This window comes from Pseudooceanicola aquaeponti (assembly GCF_050897975.1).
Classification (GTDB): Bacteria; Pseudomonadota; Alphaproteobacteria; order Rhodobacterales; family Rhodobacteraceae; genus Pseudooceanicola.
In genome coordinates this window covers 1-22,970 of record NZ_JBPAXY010000014.1, presented here as the reverse complement: position 1 = coordinate 22,970, position 22,970 = coordinate 1, and the positions used below count along the sequence as shown (strand labels likewise).

The following is a 22,970-nucleotide window of genomic DNA, read 5'->3' as shown; positions in this document are numbered from 1 at the left end:
GAAGGCGCCGAAGACGGGTGAACTCAGTCGGCGCTTCCAAGCCCTGCGTTTCGCTGAAATGACCGCGTTTTCGCCCGATGAAAGGCAGAGCGCAGGGCTTCGGTCGGCAAAGGCGGCGAGTCTATCGCTTCAAAGAAGCGCTCATGGTCGATCTGCTTGAGATCGGTGCGGTCTGGGCTTTCGATATCAGGCGTTGCCATCTTTATAGGCCTCCTGGCCAAGTACGGTTTTGCGGATCAGCCGACGGCCGCAATCGAGTAGTGCGGTGTCCCATCCCACACAAGATCCCAAGACGCGCCCGGACGAACGTTCTGAATTGCGTGGGGCTCAAAGCAGACCAGGCAATTCCCGCCCGGTGCAGGAGCCCGGACCGAAGGGTAAATCAGGCCCTTGGATCCGCCCCGACGCAGATGCTGTGCCAGGCTTTGGCCCTCGGGATACCCGACAGCCGGATCCGGATGCAGCGCCGGATGACCTGCCTCATCGGTCATGTCGTCGAAGACGCCGATGAAGTCGGCCAGCAATTCCACATAGCGGGCGCTATCGTGGAAGCTGCCGGTAAAGCCGAGTTCGCGTGTGCGGTGCCAAGCCACTTCGCTGACAGAAACCATCACATCCCATGCGCAGTACCACGCGCCGCGCTCCTCGGCGTTGAAGCGGTTTCCGCCGGCGCGGGCGTAAGTGAAGGCTGCGTTGACGTGACTGTCCCCATAGATGCGCAGATCGCGGCTGCGGCGTTGCCAAGCGAGTTCGCGCGGGTCCAGATGCGGGTTGCGCCCGCGTTCGGCCTGTAGACGTCCACTGGTCAGGCCCTCGATCTCTGCCAAGATCTCCATCTCGTCATCGGTATCGACGAGACCGCGCAGCGATGGTGGCTTGTGGTAGGTGGCGGGCAGGAGACGAACGAGACCGCGATCGGAAATCTCGGTCTGCTTCATGCCCCACCACGCAACGCATCAAGATAGGTCCGAACCGCGAGGATCTGCGGCAACCCCCCGTCGATGGCGGTGTCGACTGGTCGGCTTCCACCAAAGAGCGGACCGGTGTTCGGTCGGGTAAACCAGCTTTTTGCCAGAGGCTCCGAGAAGTAGAGTTCGAGCGACTTGAAGATGCCAATTACAGCGCTGAGCCGCAGCAGTTGGTCCTTGGTGAGCTCTCCGGCGAAATCCGGCTTCTTGGCGCGCTTCCACGTGCTCTCTGACATGTCGGCAAGGCCAGCCGCTTCCTTGAGACTGAGACCCCAAGCATCGGCCACGCGTGCATAAGCTTTCAACGCGACGGCGTTGATCTGTGCGGGTTCCCGGATTTTCTCTGCAACGTACATGGCGTCCTCCATTGGCTTCAATATAGTCCATATGGACTTACTGTAAAGATCAAATGAACCTTGCGCTTTGATCACTGTTACCCGAACCGACGCCCTCCTTCCGTGAACGTATACGCGTTGACGATGATCCCCTCCTCGATGGCCTCGTCCGAAGCGAGGTGGTCGTATTCGGCTTCAAGCTGGCGGTAGAGCCAGCGGGCCAGATCACGCAGCGCCTCGGTCACGACTTCTTCCGCATCCTCGGTCGGCGGCTGCCAGGTCGCGCTGTCCCGCGTGATGTCCACCGACATGGTGTATTCATGGTAATAGCGGCCACGGTGGCTGGCCTCGGCGGCGAGTTTGTAGAAGTTTCGCCGCTGGATGGCCTGCAGGCGGTCGGCGATGCCATGCAGCGTCGCGTCCGTGGGCGCGTAGTCCCGGATGTGCGCGGCCGCGCCCTTGGCGTGAAACCAATAGCCCTCGAAGCAAGCGCCGTCGCCCTGGCTCCAGAAACCGGAAAACCAGATGCAGGGTTTGGCCCGAGTCCCGCCGCCCATCAGGCGGACGGGTGTGGTCTTCAGGCGGATGCCGAGGATTTCGCAGACCCGTTCGAAATCTTCATAGACCGCATCCCACCAGTCATCGTGGGGCCCGAGGTCGCGATACCAGCAGCGGGCCTTCTCTTTGGCCGCATCCGAAAGCTCAAGGAACTGGTAGACGGTGGTGCAGATGATCTCAGGCATCGATGTCCTCCCCTTTCAATGCGGCGGCCAGCCATTCTTGCGTGCTGGACCAGCCGATGGATTTGCGAGCGCCGGAATCGATGGCATGCGCGCCGCCACCAAAGGCGTCGAGTCGTGGCCGAGAGCAGGTCAGAGCATACTGGAACCCCCAAAGGCCGGTGAGGTCGAGCTCTTCAGCAAGACGCAAGACGAAGCGGATGACGGCTTCGACATCGCCATTCCCGTCATCATGGATCCAGAGGCTGCTGCCCTCGGGCGCGTCCTGGCGCACGAGAGCAAAGCCCGCAACCTCCGGGTCGTCGGCGTCCTGATCCGTAGCGCGCAGATCGTGAAACAGCGCGAGTGCTCGGGCCGCCTTTTCGGGAGTGCCGACGTCGAGCAGGCATGAGAAATGGGTGAAGTAATCCGCCATGGGGACCTCCTGAATGGGGAAGACCCGGCCAGAAGGCCGAGTACTGGATTGGAAGGGTCGGTCGGGAGCGATCAGCCGATCGACGTGTCGTCTGCCGCCTGTCGTGCGGCATGAGCGCAGAGCATTTGCCGGTAGAAGCGCTTGCGCGCCGTCCGGAGGCCGCAAACAGCGCGTGTGTCGGGGTGCAGCGCCCGGACCGCCGCGCGAACCACTGCCAGTGGCGAAGCGGTCGGTGGCAAGCCAAGACTTAGATAAGTGGGATCGGTCATGTCACGTGACCTCGACCACGGGCGAGACGAGATGCGGATCGACCTGTGCCTCGATCCGTTCGGTCCGACCCATCCAAGGCTCGGGCCGAATGGCCTTCACCCAATCGGCGAAGCTCGGGATGAAGCCGAGGTCCTCCTTAACATGCTGCTCGCCGACCCACCGGGTGGGGATGACGCGCCCGGTCGAGAGCGTGAGGATCTGACCAAAGATGATCTCGGCCATGAAGATGCCCTCGGCATGGTGACGCAACGCCCGGTGCCGAAAATCGGCTGTGATCTCCTTGCTCTGGTCGAACCAGGAATGCACGGCGAGGTAATCCTCGACCGTGCCGCCCCATTTCTTCACCGAGGACAGGGCGTGGTGATACGGATGTGCCATCGCCGCCCCCTCAGAAATCGTGTGCGTAGAGTTCGGACGAGGTGAAGCGCTCGTTGAACTCGAGGTGAATGGAGCGAGCGCTAGCGTCGAAGCAGAATTCGCCGTAGGCCCCGTCGTTGTTTTCCCAACCGCCGTGGGTGTCAGACAGCAAGTCGTACGCCAGTTGCTCCACGACATCTTCGAGCGAAAGCGCCCGCATCTCGACCTCCGGGTCGTCCCAGGTCAATGCGGCATAGGCGATCTGGGTCTTGGGGAAAGTGACTTCGGCGTCGCCAGCGTAGGCTTCGATGCTTTCAACCTGGCCGCTATCGCCATAGCCGTCAAAGCTCACGGTCACATGGGTGATGCCCGCGGCAGTCAGGCCATCGAAGAGGCGCTCCTTGTTGGCCGGACGCAAAGCTGCGATCCGCGCGTCACGCTCGGACTGCCGAGCCAGCACGGCGGCGAAATCAATCCTGGACGGCGCCATCGGCGCGGCCAGGGTGGGTTCGATCTTGGACATTGGAAACTCCGAAATGAGGGAAAGGATCTGAACCCCGAGGCTCTCTCGTCCTCCTAGGCTCACATCCTCCCCTGCCCTTCTCTGGCTCTCGGGCGTCACGCCGCGATCTGCAGGGCGCGAGACGCGAAGACACGCCAGAGTGGATCGACAAGACGGGCATCGAGAACGTCGGCGTGGTGCCGCAGCCGTCGCGCAAGGCCATGTTCATGCCACTCGGCCGCCCGCATGGCCTGCGCGCGGGCCTGGCTGGCCTCGGACACGACGGCGCGGGCTTCGGCGGCATCCGAGACCGGGTGGCACCATGCAACCCCGCCACCATGGACAGCCCCGGCCAGAACGAGGCGGCCCTCTCGATCGAGGATCGCCAGGATGCGCGGCGCGTCTTCAGGGGTGACATTTTCGGCATGAACGATTGCCCCCTGCATGGCTTCGGCCAGCGTGGCAAACCGCTCCAGTACCTTGGGGTGCGCCTGCCCGGACATTAGAGCCGCCGACGCGTGGCAAGCCGTCGTGAGCGCAAACGGCAAGTCTTGATCTGCAAGAACGGTCAGGAAGCTCGGCGGCAAACCTGTCTTCTGTGTTTCCGGCTGAGTTTGGAGAGGAAGGTCGAACATGGGCATATCTCCGACGGTGCGGAGAGCCTCTCTCCCCGCTTCAAACCGTCAAAGACCAAACCGCCCCCTCGGACTCTCTGTCGCTGATCGGGCCGATCATTTCGGCGTTGGTAAATCGCCCCATCGAACCCGCAAGTAGCGCCCTTCGCGCTTTGGAAGATCTTTTCGGTCGATCATCCGACCCGAGACCTGAAAATCCTCGTTGATCTTTACAACCAAGAGCTTGTTGAAATGCCCATTTGTATCGACCACAACCACATCCTTTGTCTTGAATGGCGTAATGGTCTTGACCTCGACATGATCATTGCCAAGTCTTCCGTCAGCACCCTGGGCATAGGTCTTGTTCAGCTTGATACCGTACGTGATAGCACCGAACAGCTCACCGATATCGCCGTAGACAGAGAGGTGAAGGCCGGTCTCGAGGTGATAGCTTTCCGCGAGGGACAGGAGATCCTCAAAATATGGGATCATAGACCTGATCGCGTTCGGGTATTTAGCGCCCCACTCCTTGTAGCGAAGCTGCTCGTCGATTTCCGACCAGGTAACCCATTCGCCGTCATCATAAAATGCACGATCTGACCAATCAATTTCTTCCATACGCGTACTTCCAACACCTAAACGTGTCGGGCACAGTAGCAGATCGATGAAACAGGAACGAGACCGGAGGCGATATCGCCTCCGGTCGCCGCCTCAACCAACGCGGTCGAGAAGCTTCTTGGCGCGCCCTTCCATATCAAGGCGGGCATCCTGCTGAGTCTTGTCGCGCGCAAGCCGGGTAATGCCCTGTACGAAGTCGAAGATGCTCTCGGGCGGGCGACCTTCCTCCACCAGCACCTTCTCGATGATCTTGCCGGATTCGGCCTTCGAGAAACCCCGTTTGCGCAGGAAATCCGCGCGGTCTTCGTCGCTGCGCGCCACGACCTGCTGCCGCGCGGCCTTGATGCCGTTCACGAAGCCCTGCGGCGAGGAATTGGCAAACCGCGTCAGCGCCGGAGCCGCCTCATGTGCGAAGCGCGAGGCGGCGTATTTCGAGTGGCGGATCTTGATCTCCTGGAAATCCTCGACGCCCCAGAGGTTGCGGTTCTGGCACACTGCCCGCAGGTAAAAGCTCGCCATGCCGAGTGTCTTGGCACCGACCTCGGAATTCCAGCAATAGAAGCCCCGGAAATAGAGATCGGGGGAGCCGTCGGGTAACTTGCCTGCTTCGATCGGATTGCGGTCGTCGACCAGGAACAAGAAGACGTCGCGGTCCGAGGCGTAGAGCGTGGTCGTGTCGCGACTGATTTCGACATCGGGGTTGTAGACCCCGGTCGACCAGTCGAGCACACCCGGCACCTTCCAGCGCGTATCGCCCGTGCCATTGCCCGCGATGCGCTGCACCGCCTCGACAAGCTCGAAGTCATGGATGCGACCGTAGTCGGGACCAGTCACGGCGCGCAGTTCGGTCCGGCCGTCTTCCGTCTCGAAAGTCTTCACCTGCTCGGCGCGGTGGTTGGTCAGGCCGTATTGCAGGTTGATCCCCGCTAGCGGCGCGGGCAACTGCCGCAGGTAGGAGGCCGGCGCGCCGACGATGCTGGAAAGCTGGCCAAAGGCCCAATGCGTGGGCGCGACCGGCTCATGCGCTTTCGGCAGCATCAGGTGCAAGCGCTCGGGGTTATCGCGCGCGGCCTCTACGCGGATGTCCGCCGTCTGCACCACGCGGCTGCGGCTGCGCTCGGAGCGACTCTTCACATTGGCCCAGAGATCGTCGAGCGACAGATACCGCTCGTCATCCGGCCGGTTGAACCATTCGGACGACACCCGCCCGTTCCGCTCGCCCCGGCTGACATCCACTTTCCAGCCACCAGCCCGCGCCGGCTGAACCGGATCCAGAACTTCCACAACGCCCATCAGCTATCTCCCGCGACGGGCGCCGGGAGCCACTCTCCCAGCCCTCAACCCGTCACCGGGAAACCGGCCAACCTCAAACTCTCTCGGGCAAACGGCGCTAAGTCGGAGGCGCCGCACGCCCGCAACTCGCTGGTGTTGACCTGCGTTCAAAAATGGCAGAGGTTAAACAAGGCCTTTCTCGCAGGCCGGTGTGCCCGCCACGCGAAGCTTTGCAGCGATCTTGATTTCGAACAGCAGACTTCATGCCATCGGCGGGTCTGATTAGCAGCGGGCACCTAGTCAGATCCGGCTTGGACATGGATCATGACAGAGAACACTAAGCTTAAGACTTTGAAACTACTGGCGAAGCGTTACGCTAGGGCGACGGGTCAACCACAGCACGTAGCGCTCGACTTTGTTGCCAGTCGAATGGGCTTTGCTCATTGGAATGCGTTGACAGGCAGCGCCAAAGGAGAGTGGGTTCCCTCCGAAGCACAAGTTGCCACGATCAAGGCCTTCGTGGAACGGATCACTTCCTACGAGGGTGCGCCCTTCGACCATATCTTCGGAAGCCCCGATGCCGTCACTCGAGGAGAAGTACGGGGGCATCCATACGAACTGAAAACAATGCTTGGTGACGTCCGCATGGATGGTGAGGGTTGGCAGATCGTGCTGCCAGAAAACCCTTTGGCCGCCCCTCGTGTCGAGATCGACATCAAGCATGCCCAGACCAGTCCGATGAACGATCGCGTGCTACGTGAAGAAGCCATCGGGATTGCGAGGGAATTGATGCAGAGCGTCAAGGCGCGGCGATTGGCCGATTGGCCACGGCGCGCCACAAAGCCGGATGCAGAAGGAAATGTGCGGCACCCGTTCTTGGAGATGGAGGAGTCGAACCTCTGGTACTGCCTTCACTGCAACTCAGAGATCACCGGCCCACAGATCGCTGGAAACCAATGGCACTGCCCCTGCTGCGGCGCATCACCAATCAACATTTTTCCAGAAGCCTTCTGGCTGGAAGCGACCGATGAAAAACCAGTGCCAGTCCAATCCCGCGCCGAAAGGCAAGAGATTGAACCCATCGTGTCAATTATAGATCCGCGGCCAAGGCTTGACCTCGACAGTGACCAGGTGACCCATTTGATCCGGGCTGCCCTGTTCGAGGATGCGACCAATGCCAGCGAGCGCATGGGAGCGAGTCTGGCCGAAATCTGGGTTGATGACGATCTCGACGTGGTTGTTTCCTTCGAGGATCACTACTGGCCCGAGGACAAGGAGCCGACTGCTGCGATCGAAGTGGCCGCACTGCTTGGAATCGAGATTGAGTTGGAAGTTACTTGGTCGGGTCCGTTGTTCGCATGGCCCGGTTTGGGCACCGTGACCCAGAGCACGGCCGAATATACGCGTTTGATGCTCGACGCGTATCGCAGTCACGGCGCGACCAGAACCAAAGACGAAATTTAGCTCGTGCGCACGTTGAACAATTAGCCGCATTCAAGGCGCTCAGCACCGGAAGGCAAGCGTGGATGCCTTTTCCAATGGCCCGAAGAGACTTTTAGCCCGGCGGTTTAACCCGCCGGGCTGAGGGGGAGACCCCGCTCCTCAGAACGGGATCTCATCGTCGCGGTCGACCAGCTCGGGGTTTTCGTTCTCGGCCGACTTCGGACGGCTCAGGAAGTCGACCTTCTCAGCGATGATCTCGCAGCCGTAGCGGTCGTTCCCCATGCTGTCGATCCACTTGGTGTAGTGAATGCGGCCGTGGACGAGGACCTTCATCCCCTTTTCGCAATGCTCGGCGACCGTCTTGCCGAGACCATTGAAGCAGGTGATGCGGTGCCATTCGGTGTCCATGACCCGGTAGCCGTTTTCGTCGCGCATCACACGGCCTTCCGAGAGGCGGGGACGCGAGGTGGCGAGGCTGAAGTTGGTGATTTTGGTGCCGCTCTGGGTGGTGCGGACTTCGGGGGTCTGACCGATGTTGCCGGCGAGGATGACGATGTTCTGCATGATAAGCTCCTGTTTTTCCTGTCTTCGGGACCGTCCCTTCGACAAGACCCTGAAAAAGCCCGTCGGGTGACGCGTGCACGGTGGACAGCATGGACACCGGACACCCCCAGAGGACCGGGGAGGAGCGGGCAGGACGCCAAAGGCGTCCAACACGGCCCGGACTGACGCGGGGTTGCGCGCAGGAGATCGAACGGGATTAGGGGATTGTCAGTCGAAGGGATGGCCCAGGAGACAGAGAGATACGGGGAGCCCATGCCAGACCATGTCCCCATGCCAATCAGGACTGTTTGACCCAAAGCCCAGCACACCGCTAGCGGCCTAAGTGGCTATCACCAGCTCTCACCCCTGCCCGCGCCTGCCGGGAAATGCAGGGCCCTGCCGCGATGGGATATCGATACCGGGAAATCCAGGACACGAACCGCACTAACGGCTGCTTTCGATCTCGAGGCACTGACGCTTAGCGAGCTGAAAAATATGCAGAAGGACGTCGCTGAGGCGATCTCTACATTCGAGGATCATCAGAATGCGGAAGCCCGCGCCAAGGTGGAAGCCTTCGCCCGGGAACTCATTTACCTCCTTGCCAAACTCGTCGGCACTGAGACGAAAACCTCGCGGGCTGTTGCGGCTACGCAATACCGGAAGCCTGAAAGTCCGTCGCTCTACAGGTCCGTCGAGGGTGCGATCCGCATGATTAGGTCATGTTGACAAATGGCGGATCCAGAGACGGATCGACGTGATGTCAATGAAGCCGAGGAAGCTTTCCGCCGTCTTGTCGTAGCGGGTCGCGACACGCCTGGCGTTCTTGAGCTTGTTGAAGCAGCGTTCGACCAGATTACGCAGGCGATACAGCGAGCGATCGACACCAATCCGCTTCTTGCGGGACTTTCGCATCGGGATCACGGGCAGGACGTTGCGCGCTTCCATGCCGTCTCTGATCTTGTCTGCATCGTAGCCGCGATCCGCGAGTAGCACGCTCGGGCGGGGCAGATTATCCGCCATCACCAGATCGAAGCCGAGATAGTCCGACGTCTGGCCTGGCGTGATCTCTGTCCTCATGGGAAGCCCGTGTGCATTGACGAGGAGGTGGATTGAATAGCCCCGTGTATCGTGGACGCTTTCTTTGCTAATTTTGAGGCAAGGAGGCCATGATGAGCAGCACCAAGTTCAGCGACGATTTCAAGAAAGACGCCGTCGCGCAGATCACGGAGAGGGGCTACCCGGTCAGGGAGGTGGCCGAGCGTCTGGGCGTGAGCCAATACTCGCTCTACTCCTGGAAGGAGAAGTTCGCGAAGGCGTCATCTGGTGACGCCGAGAAAGAGGCTGAGATCCGTCGGCTCAAGCGTGAGCTCCTGAGAGTGACGGAGGAGCGGGATATCTTAAAAAAGGCGACCGCGTATTTCGCCAGGGATGCAAAGTGAGATACGCGTTCGTGGCCGAGCATCGCGGACAGTTTTCTGTCCGGGCGATGTGCCGCTGCCTGCGCATCCAGCCGAGCGGGTTCTACGCGTGGCTGAAGGCACCGCTGAGCAAGCGAGCCCAAGAAGACAAGCGGCAGACCGAGATGCTGAAGGAGGCGTGGCTGGACAGCGGCAAAGTCTATGGTCACCGCAAGCTGCATGACGATCTTCTCGAGCAGGGCGAAAGCGTCTGCCTAAACCGGGTTGCCCGCCTAACCAGCTTGGCCGGCATCAAGGCGCAGATCGGCTACAAACGCCGACCGGGAAAGTATGGCGGGAAGCCTTCGGTGGTCGTCGACAACACGCTCGATCGGCGGTTCGACGTGGCGACACCGGATACGGCTTGGGTGACCGACATCACCTACATCCGGACACAGGAGGGCTTCGCTTATCTGGCCGTGGTCATCGATCTGTTCTCGCGTCGTGTGGTCGGCTGGGCAATGCAGAGCCGCCAGACGACAGACGTTGTCCTGCAAGCGCTGCTGATGGCGACGTGGCGAAGAAAGCCCAAGGAGAAGGTCCTGATACATTCGGACCAGGGCAGCCAGTTTACCAGCATGGACTGGGCGGCATTCCTGCGGGCCCACAATCTGGAGCACTCGATGAGCCGCCGAGGGAACTGTCATGACAACGCGGTCGCCGAGAGCTTCTTCAACCTATTGAAGCGTGAACGGATCAGGCGACGGACCTACCGAACACGCGAAGAAGCCAGGCAGGATGTGTTCGATTACATTGAGATGTTCTACAACCCGAAGCGCAAACACGCCCGCAACGGAATGCTGTCGCCCGTCGACTTCGAGCAGCAGCACAAACTGAGACACGAAAGCGTCTAAGAAACCCGGGGCTATTCAGTCCACGATCAAACCGCCGCTCTGTTTCGCCCTAAACGTCACCGACTTTCAGCCCGTTCCTACCGCCACGCCAGAGCCGATGCCTTCGAAATTTGGGCTGAGTATGCACGCGAGTTGATCGCTTGAAAATTACGCGCAGCCCCGTTCTTGAGTGCCATCAATAATAACCTGACAATGCCAGACTTACGCTCAGCCGCCCGAAACCACCTCTGTGTTCCAGCTCTTGCAGGCTTGGGACAGCTCAGCCGGAACGGCATGATCGGTGAAATACACGTCGATGTCGGACAGCGATGCGATCCTTGCGGGGGCGCTTCTTGAGAATTTGGTGTGATCCGCGACGAGAAAAACCTTGCGCGATTGCCGCAGGATCGTCTGGCTCACACTGACCTCCTGAATGTCGAAATCCAAAAGATCGCCATCACGGTCGAGCGCGGAACAGCCGATGACCGCCAGATCGAATTTGAATTGGCGGATGGTCTCTGCGGCCAGATTGCCGACCAAGCCGCCATCGGACCGCCGCAAATGCCCGCCGGTCACGATGACTTCGCAATTGCTGTTCCCGGCCAGAATGTTGGCGACATTCATATTGTTGGTGACGACCATCAAATCCCTGTGCTGCAACAACTCCTGCGCGACAGCTTCCGTGCTCGTCCCAATGTTGAGAAACAACGAAATCCCGTTGGGAATTCGCGACGCACAGGCCCGCGCAATCGCGCTCTTGGCCTCGGCGTTCAACTGCCGACGGTCTTCGTACCCGATATTGATGGTGCCGGACGCCAGCACCGCCCCGCCATGCACCCGCTCGACACGCCCCAGTTCCGCCAATTCGGACAGGTCGCGGCGAATGGTTTGAAGCGTCACACCAAAATGCTCTGCCAACCGCTCGACCGTGACCTTCCCCTCTTTGCGTGTCATTTCGAGAATCTCGGGGTGACGAAAGTTGTTGGACATAGATGTTCGCTTTGCTTCGTTTCTGTGGCTTCATGGAAAGAGACGCGAAAACCCGATGCGAATCCAGTCAATTCATTGCCGCACCTGCGGAGTTCCCCCGATCTTTTCTTCGCAGTTGCAGAAATATCTGGCCTAACTTGTTGATTTTTCTCAATCGAACAAAAACGAAAACAAATAGCTTGCGTTTCTGATCTTTTCCAACCAACTTGAGCGCCAAGACTTGGGAGGAAAACCTGTGCAGAGGAATGACAGCACACATCCCGTCGATCTTTTTGTGATCGGCGGCGGCATCAATGGCTGTGGCATTGCGCGCGACGCGGCGGGACGGGGTTTTTCCGTGACGCTCGCGGAGATGAGCGACCTGGCCTCTGCGACCTCGTCTTCCTCCACAAAACTCTTTCACGGCGGGCTACGCTATCTCGAATATTTCGAGTTCCGCTTGGTCCGTGAGGCTCTGATCGAGCGCGAAGTTCTCCTGCGCGCCATGCCGCACATCAGCTGGCCGATGCGTTTTGTCCTTCCTTATCATAAGGATATGCGCTTCGAATCCGAAACGCCGACCTCGAAACTTCTGTCTGTCGTGATGCCCTGGATGAAAGGGCGCCGGCCGGCATGGCTGATCCGGCTTGGCCTGTTCATGTATGACCATCTGGGTGGGCGCAAAATCCTGCAGGGCACGAAAACCGTCGATCTGACGGCAACGCCGGAGGGCGCGCCGCTTCAGGAACGCTTTGCCAAAGCCTATGAATATTCCGATTGCTGGGTCGAGGATTGCCGCCTTGTGATCCTCAATGCCCGCGACGCAGAGGCGCGCGGTGCGGCGATCCTGACGCGCACCAAAGTGACCCATGCGACGCGCGAAGGCGATCTCTGGCGTGTCGAAACGAAAGATATGGAACATGGCCGAACCGCCACCCATTACGCCAAAATGCTGGTGAATGCGGGCGGGCCTTGGGTCGGCGACGTGATTCACGACAAAATCGACCTGCCGTCGAAAGAGGGCGTGCGACTGGTACGCGGCAGCCATATCGTGACCCGCAAGCTCTACGATCACGACAAATGCTATTTCTTTCAGGGCACCGACGGGCGGATCATTTTCGCCATCCCCTATGAAACGGATTTCACCCTGATCGGCACCACGGACGCCGAACACAGCGACCCGTCGCTCAAACCCACCTGTACCGACGAAGAACGCGACTATCTGATCGCCTTTGCCAACAAATATTTCAAAGCGCCAATCAGCGCCGAGGATGTGGTCTGGAGCTATTCCGGCGTCCGCCCGCTTTATGATGACGGAGCGTCATCGGCGACAGCGGCAACGCGGGACTATACGCTCAAGGTCGATGCAGAGGGCGGTGCGCCGGTGCTCAACATCTTCGGGGGGAAAATCACGACCTATCGGCGGCTGGCGGAAAGCGCGCTTGAGAAAATCTCGGAACACCTGCCGGACACAAAGGGCCAGTGGACGGCAGGTGTGCCGCTCGCAGGCGGGGATTTCCCGGTCGGCGGGTTTGACCGGCTTGTCTCCGAACTTCGTGCGCAATTCGGGTTTCTGACCCCGTTCTGGGCGCGGCGTCTGGTGCGTGCCTACGGCACCGAAGCGCGTGACGTGCTGGGAGACGCAAAGAGTGCCGAGGCACTGGGACGTGATTTCGGCGCGACCCTGACCGAGACCGAAGTGACATGGCTGATGGAGCGCGAATATGCGCGCACGGCCGAGGATATTGTTTGGCGCCGCTCAAAGCTTGGGCTGCGTCTGGATGAAACGCAGATCCATGATCTGGATGACTGGATGAAGACCCGCCGCGCGGGGAGTGCCGCAGCTGAATAAAGCCAAAGGTCAAAGACAATAAGGCGCGGGGAGGAGGACCTAATGACGCTGGAACTGAAGGGCGTGTCAAAAATCGTCGAGGGGCAACTGCATATTGCCGCGACCGATCTGACGCTCGAAAAAGGAACGATGAACGTTCTGCTGGGGCCGACCCTGTCGGGGAAGACCTCGCTGATGCGTCTGATGGCCGGGCTCGATCAACCGAGCGCCGGGCGGATTTTCTGGGACGGAAAAGACGTCACCGGCATGCGGGTTCAGGATCGCAAGGTTGCGATGGTGTATCAGCAATTCATCAACTACCCCTCGATGAGCGTCTATGACAACATCGCCTCGCCGATGAAGCTGATGGGCGCGGACAAGGCGGAGATCGACGCGCGGGTGCGGGAAACGGCAGAGCTGATGAAGCTGACGCCGATGCTGGACCGCAAACCTCTGGAACTGTCAGGCGGGCAACAACAACGCTGTGCTCTGGCGCGGGCGCTGGTGAAAAACGCCGGGCTTGTGCTTCTGGATGAGCCGCTCGCCAACCTCGATTACAAGCTGCGCGAGGAGTTGCGCGTCGAGATTCCGAAGATTTTCGAAGCCTCTGGCTCGATCTTTGTCTATGCGACGACGGAACCCGAAGAGGCGCTTTTGCTCGGCGGCAATACCGCGACGCTCTGGGAGGGCCGTGTGACGCAATTCGGGCCGACGCCCGAGGTCTATCGCCAGCCGGTGGATGCCACGACGGCGCGGGTGTTCTCCGATCCACCGATGAATTTCCTGCAAATCTCCAAGACCGGCGATCGGTTGATGTTCGGTGACGGACAAAGCGCGAAAGCCACCGGCAAGCTCGCGGAACTGCCCGACGGGCGCTACACCGCCGGGTTCCGTCCGAACCACCTAGAGATCCTGCAACATGCTGAGAATGCGATGAAGTTCACCACAAAATTGCATGTCACGGAGCTGACCGGGTCGGAAACTTTTGTCCACCTCGATCACCATGGCGCGCGTTGGGTCGGGTTGATCCACGGCGTGCACGATCTCGAGATTGGCGCCGCGCTCGACGTCTGGCTCGACCCGCGTCATGTCTATGTGTTCGGCGAAGACGGGGGGCTCGTTGCGCCCGCCGCCTATGCGATGGCGGCGTGAGGAGGCGCGATCATGGCTAGAATTACACTCGACAACCTTGCGCATTCCTACAATCCTACGCCCACGTCGGAGAACGACTATGCGCTCAAGGAACTGAATTACGACTGGGAAGATGGTGAGGCCTATGCGCTTTTGGGCTCGTCCGGCTGTGGCAAGTCCACGTTGCTCAATATCATTTCGGGGCTGTTGATGCCCTCGCAGGGGCGCATTCTGTTCGACGGCAAAGACGTCACCCGCGCCCCCACGGCGGAGCGCAACATCGCGCAGGTGTTCCAATTCCCGGTGGTCTACGACACGATGACCGTACACGACAATCTGGCCTTTCCGCTCCGCAACCGGGGCCGCGACGAGGCCTATGTGGCCGAGCGCGTTCAGGAAATCGCCAAGATGATCGGTATGGAAGACATGCTGCGCAAAAAGGCGCGCGGGCTGGGTGCGGATGCCAAGCAAAAGATCTCTCTTGGGCGTGGCATGGTGCGCAAGGACGTGAACGCGCTTTTGTTCGACGAACCCCTGACCGTGATCGATCCGCATATGAAATGGGAACTCAGAACCCAGCTCAAAAAGCTGCACCACGATTTCGGCCATACGATGATCTATGTGACCCACGACCAGACGGAGGCGCTGACCTTCGCCGATAAGGTGGTGGTGATGTATGACGGGCGCGTGGTTCAGATCGGCACGCCTGAGGAGTTGTTCGAACGGCCCGCCCATACGTTTGTGGGCTATTTCATCGGCTCGCCGGGCATGAATGTGATCCCCGCCAAGGTCGAGGGCACAAAGGCCTATATCAATGGGTCGGAAATTGCGCTTGGGGCGGGTTATGCACCCGTCGACGGCAAGGTGGAGATCGGTGTGCGGCCCGAATTCGCGCGGTTGAGCGAAAGCGAAGGCCTGCCCGTGAAAGTGCGCCGCGTCGAGGATGCCGGGCGTCACAAGATCATCCGTGCCGAATTCTTTGGCCAAGACATCAACATCATCGCAGGCGAGGACGATCCCGTGCGCGCGGACATGACCCGCGTCACCTTCGATCCGGCGCGCGTGAATGTCTATGCGAACGACTGGCGTGTGGCGCCGCAAGGCGAGGAGGCCGCGTGATGCAACAGAAAACAACCAATCACAAAGCATGGTTCCTTGTGCTGCCGGTTTTGGTGCTTGTGGCGTTCTCCGCCGTGATCCCACTCATGACCGTGGTGAACTATTCCGTGCAGGACACCTTCGGCAACAACCAGTTCTTCTGGGCGGGGCTTGAGTGGTTCCAGGAGATGCTCTCGGACGAGCGGATGTGGAACGCGCTGCAACGTCAGTTGATGTTCTCCGGCATCATCCTTGCCATCGAAATTCCGCTGGGCATTTTTGTGGCGCTCAACATGCCGAAATCGGGCTTTTGGTCCTCCTTCTGCCTCGTGGTCATGTCGCTCCCGCTTTTGATCCCATGGAATGTGGTCGGCACGATCTGGCAGATTTTCGGACGCGTTGACATTGGCCTTCTGGGCTACACACTTGATGCGCTTGGGATCGACTACAACTACACGCAGGACACGATCTCCGCCTGGATCACCATCATCGTGATGGATGTCTGGCATTGGACGTCACTGGTGGCACTTCTGGCCTTCGCCGGTCTCAAATCCATCCCCGACGCCTATTATCAGGCCGCGCGGATCGATCAGGCAAACCGTTGGAAAGTGTTCCGCTTCATCGAACTGCCCAAGATGATGGGCGTTTTGATGATCGCCATTCTCCTGCGCTTTATGGACAGCTTCATGATCTACACCGAACCCTTCGTGGTGACGGGCGGCGGTCCGGGCAATGCGACGACGCTTTTGTCCATCGACCTCGTCAAGATGGCTCTCGGCCAGTTCGATCTCGGACCTGCCGCCGCCTTCTCCTTGATGTATTTCCTCGTGATCCTGTTGATTTCATGGGTGTTCTACACCGTCATGGTCAACCTCGACAAAAAGGGCATGTAAGATGACGGACGCAACCGCACTCACACCCGCCACCCGCGCGCGCAGCCTGCCCAAGGTGAAAGGCCGCGCCGTGGTGATGACGCTCTATCTTCTGTTCCTCATGTTGCCGATCTACTGGCTGTTGAACATGAGCCTGAAGACCAACGCGGAAATTCTGGGCAGTTTCTCGCTTTGGCCACAAAACCTGACGTTCGAGAACTACGTCACGATCCTCACCGACGAGGCGTGGTATATGGGCTACGTCAACTCGATGATCTACGTGGTGATGAACACGGTGATCTCGCTCGCCGTAGCCCTGCCCGCCGCCTATGCGTTTTCGCGCTACAATTTCCTCGGCGACAAGCACCTGTTCTTTTGGCTTTTGACCAACCGCATGGCGCCGCCGGCCGTCTTTGCCCTGCCCTTCTTTCAGCTCTATTCCTCGATCGGGTTGTTCGACACGCATATCGCCGTGGCTCTGGCGCATTGTCTCTTTAACGTGCCGCTCGCCGTCTGGATCCTCGAAGGGTTCATGCGCGGCGTGCCGAAGGAAATCGACGAAACCGCCTATATCGACGGCTATGGCTTTGGGCGCTTCTTCGTGAAGATTTTCATGCCACTCATCGCCTCGGGCATCGGTGTGGCTGCGTTCTTCTGCTTCATGTTCTCTTGGGTCGAACTGCTCTTGTCACGCACGCTGACCTCGGTGGACGCCAAACCCATCGCCGCCACCATGACCCGCACCGTGGGTGCGGCAGGCGTCGACTGGGGCGTGCTGGCCGCCGCCGGGGTGCTCACCATCGTGCCGGGCGCGCTCGTGATCTACTTCGTGCGCAACTACATCGCCAAGGGCTTTGCCCTCGGTCGGGTCTAAGAGGAGGAATTCGACATGGACTGGATGGCATGGACATGGCCGACCGCCGCCTTTTTCGGAACGATTGCAACGCTTTTGGTGATCTTCACCATTCTGGCGATCAAATTCCCCGAAACGCCGCGCGTTGGCGTGTTGGGCATCGAGACCACGCGTGGGGATCGTTTGTTCATCACCCTTCTGGGCTCGGCCTTCATCAATCTTGCATGGCTCGGTCTGGTCGGCGCCAACCAAGCGCTCGCGCTTGTCGTTTGCCTGATCTTTGCAGCCATCGTCTTTCGCTGGGTCTGAGGAGGCCCCGCGACGGATCGACACCTAAAAACAAAGGTTCACATAGGGAGGAAACCAATGAACCATCGTCTCAAGACAACCACCGCACTGGCGTTAGGCCTCGGCCTTTTGTCGGTGCCCGCTTTCGCCGATATGGATGCGGCCAAGGCGTTCCTCGATGCGGAAATCGGCGATCAGTCGGCGCTGTCCCGCGCCGATCAAGAAGCCGAAATGCAGTGGTTCATCGACGCGGCCCAGCCTTTCGCAGGCATGGAGATCAAGGTCGTCTCGGAAACCATCACCACGCATGAATATGAATCTCAGGTGCTCGCCCCCGCGTTCGAGGCGATCACCGGCATCAAGATCACCCACGACCTGATCGGCGAAGGCGATGTGGTCGAGAAACTGCAAACTCAGATGCAGTCCGGCGAAAACATCTATGACGCCTATGTCAACGACAGCGACCTGATCGGCACCCACTGGCGCTATCAACAGGTGCGCAACCTCACCGACTTCATGGCCAACGAAGGCGCGGATGTCACCAACCCCGGTCTCGATCTCGACGACTACATCGGCACCCAGTTCACCACCGCGCCCGATGGCAAGCTCTATCAGCTTCCCGACCAGCAATTCGCGAACCTTTACTGGTTCCGTTACGATTGGTTCACCGATCCCGCAATCATGGCCGAGTTCAAAGAGAAATACGGCTACGAGCTTGGCGTTCCGGTCAACTGGGCGGCCTATGAGGACATCGCCGAGTTCTTCACCGGACGTGAGATCGACGGGGTCGAGGTCTATGGCTCCATGGACTACGGCAAGAAAGACCCGTCCCTGGGCTGGCGCTACACCGACGCATGGATGTCCATGGCCGGGATGGGCGACAAGGGTGAACCCAACGGCCTTCCGGTCGATGAATGGGGCATCCGCGTGAACGAGAACTCGCAACCTGTCGGCGCCTGTATGGCACGCGGCGGCGCGGCGAACTCTCCGGCGGCGGTCTATGCGGTGGAGAAAGCCATCGATTGGCTGAACAAATACTCGCCGCCCTCCGCCATGGGAATGACCTTCTCGGAGGCCGGTCCGGTTCCGGGTCAGGGCAACATCGCGCAACAGATGTTCATGTACACCACCTTTGTCGCACCTCTGGTCGACAGCCCGGCGGTGATGAACGAGGACGGCACCCCGAAATGGCGTCTCGCCCCCAGCCCGCATGGCGTCTACTGGGAAGACGGCATGAAGGTCGGCTATCAGGACGTGGGCTCCTGGACGCTGATGAAATCCACGCCGGAGGATCGCGCCAAGGCCGCTTGGCTCTATGCGCAATTCGTGGGGTCCAAGACCGTCGATGTAAAGAAATCCCATGTCGGTCTGACCTTTACCCGCGAATCCACCATCCAGCATGAAAGCTTCTCCGATCGTGCGCCGAAACTTGGCGGTCTCGTCGAGTTCTACCGCTCGCCCGACCGCGTGCGCTGGTCGCCCACCGGCACCAACGTCCCGGATTACCCGAAGCTCGCCCAGCTGTGGTGGCAGAACATCGGCGATGCCATGTCTGGCGCGAAATCCGCGCAAGACGCGCTCGACAGCCTCTGCTCTGACATGGAACGTGTGATGGAGCGCCTCGAACGTGCTGGCATCCAAGGCGATCTTGGCCCTGTCATGAACGACGAGACAGACGCCGCCGAATGGCTCGCCATGGAAGGTGCGCCGAAACCGGCCATCGAAAACGAACGCGAGGAGCCGCAAACCGTCTCCTACGACGAACTCGTCGCCTCCTGGCAGTAAGTTCAGAAAGAGGGCGGGATCACCGCCCTCTTTTGCCCCTCTTTTCCGTCCAGCGCTCATGGCATAGCCTTGGACCGAGCAGAGACCGCCAAGGAGATGCATGTGACCTATATTCTTGCCATCGATCAGGGCACCACATCGACCCGCGCCATTCTGTTTGACGCAGACCTCTCCGTCACAGCCACCGCGCAGGAAGAATTCGAACAGCATTTCCCCCAAAGCGGCTGGGTCGAACATGACGCTTTCGATCTCTGGTCCACCACGGCGGCCACATGTCGTGCGGTGATCGAGAAATCCTCGGCGGATGTATCACACATCGCCGCCATCGGCATCACCAACCAGCGCGAAACCACGCTTGTCTGGGACAAGACCACCGGCCAGCCGATCTACAATGCCATCGTCTGGCAGGACCGCCGCACCTCCGAGCTCTGCAAGACGCTCAAGGCGGAAGGCTTTGAAGAGGTCGTCACGGAAAAGACCGGGCTTTTGCTCGATCCTTATTTTTCGGCGACGAAACTCAAATGGATTCTCGACAACGTGGAAGGCGCGCGAGACCGCGCCGAGGCGGGCGAGCTTTTGTTTGGCACGGTCGACAGCTGGCTCGTGTGGAAACTGACGGGCGGCAAGGTCCACGCCACCGACGCCACCAATGCGGCGCGCACCATGCTTTACGACATCCGCAAAGGCCATTGGTCCACGACGATTTGCAAACGCTTCGACATTCCCATGGCGATGTTGCCAGAGGTGCGCGATTGCGATGCCGATTTCGGCGAAACCCGCCCCGATCTCTTTGGTCGTCCGATCCCGATTTTGGGCATCGCGGGCGACCAGCAGGCGGCCACCATCGGTCAGGCCTGTTTCAAACCGGGCATGGTCAAATCCACCTATGGCACCGGCTGTTTCGCGCTTTTGAACACGGGCGAGACGCCGGTCATGTCGCAAAACCGGCTCTTGACCACCATCGCCTATCGCATCGGCGGCAAGACGACCTATGCGCTCGAAGGGTCGATCTTTATCGCGGGTGCCGTGGTGCAATGGCTGCGTGACGGGCTGAAAATCATCCGCGAAGCCTCCGAGACCCAGCCCCTGGCCGAAAGCGCCGACAAGACGCAGGACCTGATCCTTGTGCCCGCCTTCACCGGACTGGGCGCGCCCTATTGGAATGCGGAATGCCGCGGCGCGATGTTCGGGATGACACGCAACTCGGGGCCAGCGGAATTTGCCCGTGCCGCGCTTGAAAGTGTCGGCTATCAGACCCGCGACCTCTTGGAGGCCATGCATGCCGATTGGCAGGGCGAGGCCACCACGGCGCTGCGTGTCGATGGCGGCATGAGTGCCTCGGATTTCGCGATGCAATTCCTGTCCGACATCATTTCCGCGCCCGTCGATCGTCCAAAAGTCCTTGAGACCACGGCCATGGGCGCCGCCTGGCTCGCGGGTCAGCGGGCGGGCGTTTATCCCGACATGGAGGGCTTTGCCGCCACTTGGGCGCTGGAGCGCACCTTTGAGCCGACCATGGATGAGGCGACGCGACAGGCCAAATGCGACGGTTGGGCGCGGGCCGTTCGTGCCACGATGCTGGTCTGATGCCGGATCACGCCGACAGCCTCGCGTCCAATCCGGTCGCGGATCTCGCCTTTACCGCGCCCGCACGTTGCGTGATCGGACGCGGCGCGAAGGATCAGGTCGCAGCTTTGGTGCGCGAGATGGGGCAAAGGGTCCTCGTCTTGCGCAGCGCCTCGGTCCCCTGGGCCGATGTGCTGATCGAAGAACTCGACAGCCTAGGCGCACAGGTCACGCCGCTGACCGCCCGAGGCGAGCCGACCGTTGATCAGGTCCGCGACGCGGTGGCCCGCGCCCGTGCGTCCGCCGCCGAGTGTATCGTCGCCATTGGCGGCGGTGCGGTGATTGATCTGGGCAAGGCGGTGTCGGGGCTATGTGTCTCCGAAGGCGATGTGTTGGATCATCTCGGTCTCGGGCCAAATCCCGCGCCCAAACTCAACGCCCCCCTGCCCTTCGTCGCGATCCCGACCACCGCAGGCACCGGCGCAGAGGCCACCCGAAACGCCGTCATCGGCGTGCCCGATCAGGGGCTCAAGATCAGCCTGCGCGACACGCGTCTTGTGCCCGATCTGGCCGTGGTGGATGCCTCTTTGACCGATGGTCTGCCGAAACATCTGACGCTTTCCACGGGGCTCGATGCCCTGACGCAACTGATCGAGAGCTACCTGTCGAACCGCGCCAATCCGCTCACCGATGCCCTCGCCCGCGGCATGATCGGGCCCGCGGCCGCCGCGCTTCGGACGCTCATGACACATGAGGATGAAACCGCGCGCGACACTTTGGCCAAAGCCAGCTATCTAAGCGGTCTGGCACTGGCGAATTCCGGTCTTGGGATTGTCCACGGTCTTGCGGCTGTGATCGGCAGTCGTGGGGGTGCCCATGGCGCGATCTGCGGGCGTCTGCTCCCGGCCGCGCTGACGGTCAATCATGCCGCGCTGACGCAAGCAGGCAAGCCCACCGCGCGCTGCGAAGAGATCGAACGATGGGTGCAAGACGGGCTTGGACTGCCCCTGCGCGCTTTCATTGACGGGCATGGGCTGGCCTCTCTCGCCGAGCTGCACTGCGGCCCGCCGCTTTGGGAGGAAACCGCGCGACATGCCCTTTCGGCCTCTTCCACACAGGCCAACCCTGTGCCGCTCAGTCTCGCCGAGGTGCAGCAAATTCTAGAGCTTTCCGCCTGATCCGAGACGCAAAAGCGCACGCCACTGCCGCGAAAGTAAATCCTGACAACGCCTTGCCAAATCCCGCGCTTTCCGCAATCTTGCGCGCGATTTACGGCGGTTACGCCACATATGACCTCGGGAGGCTCTACCATGATCATTTCGCGCCGTGCGGCCCTTTTGGGTGCCGCCGCCATGACGCTTTGCAACCCCGCTCTGGCCCAGGACGCCGCCTGGCCGAGCCAGCCTCGGCATTGTCAGGTTATTATTGATGGCACTCAAGAACGGGGCTGCGCGTAATTTTCAAGCGATCAACTCGCGTGCATACTCAGCCCAAATTTCGAAGGCATCGGCTCTGGCGTGGCGGTAGGAACGGGCTGAAAGTCGGTGACGTTTAGGGCGAAACAGAGCGGCGGTTTGATCGTGGACCGACAAGAACCGTTGTGCCTGACCGGGCGACTTGAACCGGCCCATGATTTTCTCCCGCCGCCGCGTATTTCTGTGTGAAGCCTCGACACGATTGTTCAGCCCTTTGTGTTGGCGATGTTCGATGCCGGGAGCCAGGTCCGCCTTCGCCGCGCCGTATGACCGCAGCTTGTCGGTGATGATCACGCGCGGTTGACCCCAAACCTTGAACAGTTTTCTGAAGAAGCGCAGCGCCGCCGCCTTGTTTCGGCGGGTTTGGACCAAAATGTCCAGAACGTCACCATTGGCATCAACAGCTCGCCAAAGCCAATGCTTGCGGCCCTTGATCGGCACCACGACCTCGTCGAGATGCCATTTGTCGGCCGGGCGAGGTCTATCCCGGCGCACCTTCGCGGCAAACTGGGTGCCAAAACGCGCCACCCAGTCACGCACAGTTTCATAGGTCATGTGAGCTACCCCCCGAAATTCGGACACTGACATAAGCTACGATTTGCAGTCTGCTGATCGTAACCGGCCGGTTGATACCGTCGCCTGATCCTACGACTTCCAGTTCCACGGGAGCAGTTCGTCGAGGCGGTTGATCTTGTGATCGTGGATGCGGTCGAGGACATCAGCAAGCCACGCTTG

At 60.2% G+C, this 22,970-nt stretch carries 25 protein-coding genes and 2 pseudogenes; 12 read left to right on the top strand and 15 right to left on the bottom strand.

Annotation, left to right across the window (positions count from 1 at the left end; all coding sequences use genetic code 11):
• Window positions 1-23: 23 nt before the first annotated feature.
• The 10 genes from ACRARE_RS22235 to ACRARE_RS22190 form a co-directional block, all read right to left on the bottom strand.
• Window positions 24-200: a DUF1778 domain-containing protein gene (locus tag ACRARE_RS22235; protein WP_110740141.1), complete on the bottom strand. Its 177-nt coding sequence runs from the start codon at window positions 198-200 to the stop codon at window positions 24-26.
• A gap of 36 nt (window positions 201-236) precedes the next feature.
• Window positions 237-938 carry an RES family NAD+ phosphorylase gene (locus ACRARE_RS22230; RefSeq protein WP_432658511.1) on the bottom strand — a complete coding sequence of 234 codons (702 nt, stop codon included), beginning with the start codon at window positions 936-938 and terminating at the stop codon, window positions 237-239.
• Window positions 935-1,336: an MbcA/ParS/Xre antitoxin family protein gene (locus ACRARE_RS22225; protein WP_112324460.1), complete on the bottom strand. Its 402-nt coding sequence runs from the start codon at window positions 1,334-1,336 to the stop codon at window positions 935-937. Before ACRARE_RS22225 ends, ACRARE_RS22230 begins: the two co-directional genes overlap by 4 nt.
• A 65-nt stretch (window positions 1,337-1,401) precedes the next feature.
• On the bottom strand, window positions 1,402-2,046 hold the full coding sequence (locus ACRARE_RS22220) for a DUF8835 domain-containing pootine (RefSeq protein ID WP_432658510.1): 645 nt from the start codon (window positions 2,044-2,046) through the stop codon (window positions 1,402-1,404).
• Window positions 2,039-2,458 carry a hypothetical protein gene (locus ACRARE_RS22215; protein ID WP_432658509.1) on the bottom strand — a complete coding sequence of 140 codons (420 nt, stop codon included), beginning with the start codon at window positions 2,456-2,458 and terminating at the stop codon, window positions 2,039-2,041. The genes ACRARE_RS22220 and ACRARE_RS22215 overlap by 8 nt, the downstream gene beginning before the upstream one ends.
• Before the next feature lie 270 nt (window positions 2,459-2,728).
• The gene (locus ACRARE_RS22210; RefSeq protein ID WP_432658508.1) at window positions 2,729-3,106 is read right to left on the bottom strand and encodes a DUF6915 family protein; all 378 of its coding nucleotides are present in this window, start codon (window positions 3,104-3,106) and stop codon (window positions 2,729-2,731) included.
• Between the two features lie 10 nt (window positions 3,107-3,116).
• Entirely contained in the window at window positions 3,117-3,608 is a 492-nt protein-coding gene (locus tag ACRARE_RS22205; RefSeq protein ID WP_432658507.1) for a DUF6878 family protein, read from the bottom strand.
• A 95-nt stretch (window positions 3,609-3,703) separates the two neighbouring features.
• Entirely contained in the window at window positions 3,704-4,222 is a 519-nt protein-coding gene (locus ACRARE_RS22200; protein WP_040546002.1) for a hypothetical protein, read from the bottom strand.
• Between the two features lie 96 nt (window positions 4,223-4,318).
• Window positions 4,319-4,819: a hypothetical protein gene (locus ACRARE_RS22195; RefSeq protein ID WP_007803268.1), complete on the bottom strand. Its 501-nt coding sequence runs from the start codon at window positions 4,817-4,819 to the stop codon at window positions 4,319-4,321.
• A 93-nt stretch (window positions 4,820-4,912) separates the two neighbouring features.
• Window positions 4,913-6,112 (bottom strand): DUF932 domain-containing protein, encoded by a 1,200-nt coding sequence (locus ACRARE_RS22190; RefSeq protein WP_207020925.1) that lies wholly within the window; start codon window positions 6,110-6,112, stop codon window positions 4,913-4,915.
• A 303-nt stretch (window positions 6,113-6,415) separates the two neighbouring features.
• Between ACRARE_RS22190 and ACRARE_RS22185 the strand changes: the two genes are divergently transcribed.
• Window positions 6,416-7,555: a hypothetical protein gene (locus tag ACRARE_RS22185; RefSeq protein ID WP_236016830.1), complete on the top strand. Its 1,140-nt coding sequence runs from the start codon at window positions 6,416-6,418 to the stop codon at window positions 7,553-7,555.
• A gap of 138 nt (window positions 7,556-7,693) precedes the next feature.
• On the opposite strand, the gene ACRARE_RS22180 is transcribed toward ACRARE_RS22185, so the two are convergent.
• Window positions 7,694-8,098 (bottom strand): single-stranded DNA-binding protein, encoded by a 405-nt coding sequence (locus tag ACRARE_RS22180; protein WP_008335991.1) that lies wholly within the window; start codon window positions 8,096-8,098, stop codon window positions 7,694-7,696.
• A 696-nt stretch (window positions 8,099-8,794) separates the two neighbouring features.
• Entirely contained in the window at window positions 8,795-9,226 is a 432-nt protein-coding gene (locus tag ACRARE_RS22175; RefSeq protein ID WP_432658521.1) for an IS5 family transposase, read from the bottom strand.
• 20 nt (window positions 9,227-9,246) lie between these two features.
• Between ACRARE_RS22175 and ACRARE_RS22170 the strand changes: the two genes are divergently transcribed.
• Together ACRARE_RS22170 and ACRARE_RS22165 are read left to right on the top strand one after the other, a co-directional pair.
• Window positions 9,247-10,388 (top strand): IS3 family transposase gene (locus ACRARE_RS22170; protein WP_432658506.1). Its coding sequence is split into 2 segments (ribosomal slippage): window positions 9,247-9,487 and window positions 9,487-10,388, totalling 1,143 coding nucleotides; the frame shifts between segments, so codons are not numbered across the junction.
• Window positions 10,389-10,394: 6 nt separating this feature from the next.
• Window positions 10,395-10,532: pseudogene (locus tag ACRARE_RS22165) on the top strand (IS6 family transposase); the annotation flags it as partial.
• A 63-nt stretch (window positions 10,533-10,595) separates the two neighbouring features.
• Here the strand turns inward: ACRARE_RS22165 and ACRARE_RS22160 are convergent.
• Complete coding sequence (locus tag ACRARE_RS22160; RefSeq protein WP_432658505.1) at window positions 10,596-11,357, bottom strand: DeoR/GlpR family DNA-binding transcription regulator; 762 nt, start codon at window positions 11,355-11,357, stop codon at window positions 10,596-10,598.
• A gap of 235 nt (window positions 11,358-11,592) precedes the next feature.
• Between ACRARE_RS22160 and glpD the strand changes: the two genes are divergently transcribed.
• From glpD to ACRARE_RS22115, 9 genes are all read left to right on the top strand, one after another.
• Window positions 11,593-13,188 (top strand): glycerol-3-phosphate dehydrogenase, encoded by a 1,596-nt coding sequence (glpD, locus tag ACRARE_RS22155; protein ID WP_207020866.1) that lies wholly within the window; start codon window positions 11,593-11,595, stop codon window positions 13,186-13,188.
• A 42-nt stretch (window positions 13,189-13,230) separates the two neighbouring features.
• A complete protein-coding gene (locus ACRARE_RS22150) occupies window positions 13,231-14,319 on the top strand; it encodes an ABC transporter ATP-binding protein (RefSeq protein WP_207020867.1) in 1,089 nt (362 codons plus the stop codon).
• 12 nt (window positions 14,320-14,331) lie between these two features.
• Window positions 14,332-15,417 (top strand): ABC transporter ATP-binding protein, encoded by a 1,086-nt coding sequence (locus ACRARE_RS22145; protein ID WP_207020868.1) that lies wholly within the window; start codon window positions 14,332-14,334, stop codon window positions 15,415-15,417.
• On the top strand, window positions 15,417-16,289 hold the full coding sequence (locus ACRARE_RS22140) for a carbohydrate ABC transporter permease (RefSeq protein WP_207020869.1): 873 nt from the start codon (window positions 15,417-15,419) through the stop codon (window positions 16,287-16,289). Before ACRARE_RS22145 ends, ACRARE_RS22140 begins: the two co-directional genes overlap by 1 nt.
• 1 nt (window position 16,290) lies before the next feature.
• Complete coding sequence (locus tag ACRARE_RS22135; RefSeq protein ID WP_207020870.1) at window positions 16,291-17,142, top strand: carbohydrate ABC transporter permease; 852 nt, start codon at window positions 16,291-16,293, stop codon at window positions 17,140-17,142.
• A 15-nt stretch (window positions 17,143-17,157) separates the two neighbouring features.
• Window positions 17,158-17,430, top strand: coding sequence for a DUF2160 domain-containing protein (locus ACRARE_RS22130; protein ID WP_088652784.1), 273 nt, complete (start codon window positions 17,158-17,160; stop codon window positions 17,428-17,430).
• A gap of 57 nt (window positions 17,431-17,487) precedes the next feature.
• Window positions 17,488-19,194 carry an ABC transporter substrate-binding protein gene (locus ACRARE_RS22125; RefSeq protein WP_207020871.1) on the top strand — a complete coding sequence of 569 codons (1,707 nt, stop codon included), beginning with the start codon at window positions 17,488-17,490 and terminating at the stop codon, window positions 19,192-19,194.
• 102 nt (window positions 19,195-19,296) lie between these two features.
• Window positions 19,297-20,781 carry a glycerol kinase GlpK gene (gene glpK / locus ACRARE_RS22120; protein WP_207020872.1) on the top strand — a complete coding sequence of 495 codons (1,485 nt, stop codon included), beginning with the start codon at window positions 19,297-19,299 and terminating at the stop codon, window positions 20,779-20,781.
• Window positions 20,781-21,938 (top strand): iron-containing alcohol dehydrogenase, encoded by a 1,158-nt coding sequence (locus tag ACRARE_RS22115; protein WP_207020873.1) that lies wholly within the window; start codon window positions 20,781-20,783, stop codon window positions 21,936-21,938. Before glpK ends, ACRARE_RS22115 begins: the two co-directional genes overlap by 1 nt.
• A 282-nt stretch (window positions 21,939-22,220) precedes the next feature.
• Here the strand turns inward: ACRARE_RS22115 and ACRARE_RS22110 are convergent.
• Both ACRARE_RS22110 and ACRARE_RS22105 read right to left on the bottom strand, forming a co-directional pair.
• Window positions 22,221-22,805, bottom strand: a pseudogene (locus tag ACRARE_RS22110) (IS6 family transposase); the annotation flags it as partial.
• Window positions 22,806-22,880: 75 nt separating this feature from the next.
• The coding region (locus ACRARE_RS22105) for a transposase domain-containing protein (RefSeq protein ID WP_432658520.1) at window positions 22,881-22,970 on the bottom strand (90 nt) is incomplete at its 5' end.

Excerpts from the sequence above, each read along its gene's own strand:
- ACRARE_RS22235 (WP_110740141.1), bottom strand. The coding sequence starts at position 200 with ATGGCAACGCCTGATATCGAAAGCCCAGACCGCACCGATCTCAAGCAG.
- ACRARE_RS22230 (WP_432658511.1), bottom strand. The coding sequence starts at position 938 with ATGAAGCAGACCGAGATTTCCGATCGCGGTCTCGTTCGTCTCCTGCCC.
- ACRARE_RS22225 (WP_112324460.1), bottom strand. The coding sequence starts at position 1,336 with ATGGAGGACGCCATGTACGTTGCAGAGAAAATCCGGGAACCCGCACAG.
- ACRARE_RS22220 (WP_432658510.1), bottom strand. The coding sequence starts at position 2,046 with ATGCCTGAGATCATCTGCACCACCGTCTACCAGTTCCTTGAGCTTTCG.
- ACRARE_RS22215 (WP_432658509.1), bottom strand. The coding sequence starts at position 2,458 with ATGGCGGATTACTTCACCCATTTCTCATGCCTGCTCGACGTCGGCACT.
- ACRARE_RS22210 (WP_432658508.1), bottom strand. The coding sequence starts at position 3,106 with ATGGCACATCCGTATCACCACGCCCTGTCCTCGGTGAAGAAATGGGGC.
- ACRARE_RS22205 (WP_432658507.1), bottom strand. The coding sequence starts at position 3,608 with ATGTCCAAGATCGAACCCACCCTGGCCGCGCCGATGGCGCCGTCCAGG.
- ACRARE_RS22200 (WP_040546002.1), bottom strand. The coding sequence starts at position 4,222 with ATGTTCGACCTTCCTCTCCAAACTCAGCCGGAAACACAGAAGACAGGT.
- ACRARE_RS22195 (WP_007803268.1), bottom strand. The coding sequence starts at position 4,819 with ATGGAAGAAATTGATTGGTCAGATCGTGCATTTTATGATGACGGCGAA.
- ACRARE_RS22190 (WP_207020925.1), bottom strand. The coding sequence starts at position 6,112 with ATGGGCGTTGTGGAAGTTCTGGATCCGGTTCAGCCGGCGCGGGCTGGT.
- ACRARE_RS22185 (WP_236016830.1), top strand. The coding sequence starts at position 6,416 with ATGACAGAGAACACTAAGCTTAAGACTTTGAAACTACTGGCGAAGCGT.
- ACRARE_RS22180 (WP_008335991.1), bottom strand. The coding sequence starts at position 8,098 with ATGCAGAACATCGTCATCCTCGCCGGCAACATCGGTCAGACCCCCGAA.
- ACRARE_RS22160 (WP_432658505.1), bottom strand. The coding sequence starts at position 11,357 with ATGTCCAACAACTTTCGTCACCCCGAGATTCTCGAAATGACACGCAAA.
- ACRARE_RS22150 (WP_207020867.1), top strand. The coding sequence starts at position 13,231 with ATGACGCTGGAACTGAAGGGCGTGTCAAAAATCGTCGAGGGGCAACTG.
- ACRARE_RS22145 (WP_207020868.1), top strand. The coding sequence starts at position 14,332 with ATGGCTAGAATTACACTCGACAACCTTGCGCATTCCTACAATCCTACG.
- ACRARE_RS22140 (WP_207020869.1), top strand. The coding sequence starts at position 15,417 with ATGCAACAGAAAACAACCAATCACAAAGCATGGTTCCTTGTGCTGCCG.
- ACRARE_RS22135 (WP_207020870.1), top strand. The coding sequence starts at position 16,291 with ATGACGGACGCAACCGCACTCACACCCGCCACCCGCGCGCGCAGCCTG.
- ACRARE_RS22130 (WP_088652784.1), top strand. The coding sequence starts at position 17,158 with ATGGACTGGATGGCATGGACATGGCCGACCGCCGCCTTTTTCGGAACG.
- ACRARE_RS22125 (WP_207020871.1), top strand. The coding sequence starts at position 17,488 with ATGAACCATCGTCTCAAGACAACCACCGCACTGGCGTTAGGCCTCGGC.
- ACRARE_RS22115 (WP_207020873.1), top strand. The coding sequence starts at position 20,781 with ATGCCGGATCACGCCGACAGCCTCGCGTCCAATCCGGTCGCGGATCTC.